This window comes from Pelomicrobium sp. (assembly GCF_036803785.1).
Classification (GTDB): domain Bacteria; phylum Pseudomonadota; class Gammaproteobacteria; order Burkholderiales; family UBA6910; genus Pelomicrobium.
Window position 1 is genome coordinate 1 of the sequence record NZ_DAIRTR010000203.1, and the last position, 3,544, is coordinate 3,544.

The following is a 3,544-nucleotide window of genomic DNA, read 5'->3' on the forward strand; positions in this document are numbered from 1 at the left end:
GTATTCGGCCGGCTCGGCAAAGGCCTGGCCCAGCAGTCGCAGGAACACCGCACCGCCCCGCAGGGGGTCCCGGGACAGGCGCAGGGAAGCACACAGAAAGGCTTCCAAGATCTTTTCCGGTGGCAAAGGCTTTCCCTGGGCTTGCCGCTCCAGCTGATCCAGGATCGCCACCCGCTCCTGGTTCAAGGGGCCCAGACGCCGGCTGAACACGGCCTTGATCAAGGCTTCCTTGGAACCGAAATGGTAGTTCACTGCCGCCAGATTCACTCCCGCCCGGGCGGTGATCATGCGCAAGGAGGTGGCAACGAAACCCCGTTCCATGAACAGGGTCTCGGCAGCATCCAGGATCCGGTCCTTGGTGTTGGCGTCGGTGGCCCGCTCAGGCAAGACCCCATTCGGGGCATCGGCACGCGGCAGAAGGGTTCTGGCGGGCATAGTCGAACGTTCGCTTCAAACGATCGTTTGAACTATGGCGCGACCAAGCCGTGAGCGTCAAGGAGATTTTTCTAAGCCCCGGACCCCCTCGGCTTGACCGGAAGCGCCCACGGGGCACCGAGGCTAGAAAGCCGAGGTGTCCAGGGCGAGCACGCTGTCGGCCCCTCGGGTGATGGCTTGGCCCAAGGCCTGGGTCTGGGGCAGGCAATGCTCGGCGTAGAAGCGGGCTGTCACCCTCTTCGTCCGGTACCAAGCCTCGTCGGCTTGTGGGTCCTGCAGCCGTTGCCCCGCCGCCATGGCCGCTTTCGCGAGCAGCCAGCCCCCGGCCACCCAGCCGAAGAGCTTGAGGTAGGGAACCGAGCCAGCGGCCGCAGCGGCGGGCCGCTCGGGATGCACTCGCAGTAGCCAACGGCTCGCCTCCTCCAGACAATCGAGACCCTGGGCCAGCCCCTGGGCCACGGAGGTGAGCTCCCCGTCGCCGAGGCCGGCCAGGGCCGTCGCGTCGGCGCGCATGCGCTGGATGAAAGCCATGGCGGTGGCGCCTCCGTCGCGCACGAGCTTGCGCCCCACCAGATCGTTCGCCTGGATGCCAGTCGTGCCCTCGTAGATGGGGGTGATGCGGGCGTCCCGCAGGAACTGGCAGGCGCCGGTCTCCTCGATGTAGCCCATGCCCCCATGGACCTGGATACCGGTGGAGGCGACCTCCACCGACTGTTCGGTGCACCAGCCTTTCACCACCGGCGTGAGGAGGTCCACCAGGGCCTGGGCCTGTCGGCGGGTCGTGGGATCCGGGTGGCGCTCCGCTCGGTCGAGCAGCCCCGAGGCGAAGTAGGCAAGCGCGCGCATCGCCTCCACCTGGGCCTTCATGCTCATCAGCATGCGCCGCACGTCCGGGTGATGGATGATGGGCATTCGCGCCTCGCTCGTGCGCCCCGCCGGACGGCCCTGCACCCGCTCCTTGGCATAAGCCACCGCCTGTTGGGTGGCCCGCTCGGCAATGGCCACCCCCTCGAGACCCACCGCCAGGCGGGCGTTGTTCATCATGGTGAACATATATTCGAGCCCGCGGTGGGGCTCGCCCACCAGATAGCCAACGGCACCCTCGTTCTCGCCGTAGGCCATCACTGCCGTGGGGCTCGCATGGATGCCCATCTTGTGCTCCAGGGATACCGCCTGCACGTCGTTGCGCGGCCCCAGGGTTCCGTCCCGATTCACCAGGAATTTGGGCACGATGAACAAGGAGATCCCCTTCACCCCTTCGGGGGCATCGGGTAGCCTCGCGAGGACCATGTGGACGATGTTCTCGGCCAAGTCGTGCTCCCCCCAGGTAATGAAGATCTTGGTACCCCGGATGCGGTAGTGATCCCCTTGGGGAAGCGCCCGAGTGCGCACCGCCGAAAGGTCCGAGCCGGCCTGGGGCTCCGTCAAGTTCATGGTGCCGGTCCACTCCCCCGAGACCAGCTTGGGCAGAAAAGCCTCCTGCTGGGCTTGCGAGCCGTGGGCTTGGATCGCCTTGACCGCCGCGGCGGTGAGCATGGGGCAGAGGGAGAAGGCCAGGTTGGCCGACTTCCACATCTCGTGCACGGGCTTGGCCACCAGTTGCGGCAGGCCTTGGCCGCCGAAGCGGGGGTCTGCATCCAGCCCGTTCCAACCGGCATCCACAAAGCGCCGGTAGGCGTCGCGAAAGCCCGGCGGAGTGACCACCCGCCCGCCTTCGAGGCGGCTGCCGTGCCGATCCCCCACGGTATTCAGGGGGGCGAGCACCTCGGCCGCGAACCGGGCCGCCTCTTGGAGAATGGCGCCCACCACGTCCGGCGTCACTTCCTCGTAGCCCGGCAGCGCCGCCACCTCGGGCAGTCCTGCCAGCGCGTCCAGCACGAAGCGCATGTCTTGGAGAGGCGCGATGTAGGTGCTCATGGTGCAACTTCCCTCGACCAAGCCGGGACGGCGGCCCAGCCCGCAGCGTTGCTACGTCGAGCCCGCAGCGGCCTCCAGCTCCTTCACCAGTTCGGGAACCGCCTGGAAAATGTCCGCCACGAGCCCGTAGTCGGCCACCTGGAAAATGGGGGCGTCCACGTCCTTGTTGATGGCCACAATCACTTTTGAATCCTTCATTCCCGCCAGGTGCTGGATCGCCCCCGAGATGCCCACCGCGATGTAGAGCTCGGGGGCCACCACTTTGCCGGTCTGCCCCACCTGGTAGTCGTTCGGCACGAAGCCCGCGTCTACGGCAGCACGGGAGGCGCCAATGGCGGCGTTGAGCTTGTCCGCGAGGGGCTCGAGCAGCCTCATGAAGTTCTCCGCGCTTCCGAGACCCCGGCCGCCGGCCACGACGACCCGGGCGGCGGTGAGCTCGGGACGCGCCGAGCGGGTGAGCTCCTGTCCGAGCAGCCGGGAAAGGCCCGCCTCCGGGGGCACCTCCACCGTCTCGATGGTGGCGGCCGCTCCTCCCCGGGGTGCCGCCTCGAAGGCGGTGGTGCGCACCGTGATCAGCTTGATGGGGTCAGTTGCCTGCACCGTGGCGAGCACATTGCCGGCGTATATGGGCCGCACGAACGTGTCAGGGGACTCGATCGCTACGATATCGGACACCTGGGCCACGTCCAGCAGGGCCGCCGCCCGGGGCATCACGTTTTTGCCGAAGGTGGTGGCGGGAGCCAGCACGTGGCTATACCCCGAGGCAAGCCGGGCGATCAGAGGCGCCAAGTTTTCCGCCAGCAAGTCCTTGAGGTGAGGGGCATCGGCAAAAAGCACCTTGGTCACCCCTGCCACTTGCGCCGCGGTCTCGGCGACTGCACGACACGCCGAGCCGGCCACCAGGACATGAATCTGCGAATCGAGGCGAGCCCCGGCAGTGACGGTGTTGAGCGTCGCCGGCTTGAGAGCGGCGCCGTCGTGCTCGGCAATGACCAAGACCGCCATTCAGATCACCTTCGCTTCGTGTTTGAGCCGCTGTACCAGCTCCTTCACATCGGCCACCCGCACGCCTGCCTTGCGCCTGGGGGGCTCCTCCACCTTGAGAACCTTGAGCCGCGGCGTGACCTCCACCCCCAAAGCCTCGGGAGTAAAGGTCTCCAGAGGCTTTTTCTTCGCTTTCACGATGTTGGGC

Annotated in this window: 3 protein-coding genes and 1 pseudogene; all 4 read right to left on the minus strand. The window is 67.0% G+C overall.

What is annotated here, in order from left to right; translation table 11 throughout:
• On the minus strand, positions 1-435 hold a 435-nt coding region (locus V7Q81_RS15155), incomplete at its 3' end, for a TetR/AcrR family transcriptional regulator (RefSeq protein ID WP_333844979.1).
• 123 nt (positions 436-558) lie between these two features.
• Complete coding sequence (locus tag V7Q81_RS15160; protein ID WP_333844981.1) at positions 559-2,352, minus strand: acyl-CoA dehydrogenase; 1,794 nt, start codon at positions 2,350-2,352, stop codon at positions 559-561.
• A gap of 51 nt (positions 2,353-2,403) precedes the next feature.
• The gene (locus tag V7Q81_RS15165) at positions 2,404-3,357 is read right to left on the minus strand and encodes an electron transfer flavoprotein subunit alpha/FixB family protein (protein WP_333844984.1); all 954 of its coding nucleotides are present in this window, start codon (positions 3,355-3,357) and stop codon (positions 2,404-2,406) included.
• Positions 3,358-3,544 (minus strand): annotated as a pseudogene (locus tag V7Q81_RS15170) (electron transfer flavoprotein subunit beta/FixA family protein); the annotation flags it as partial.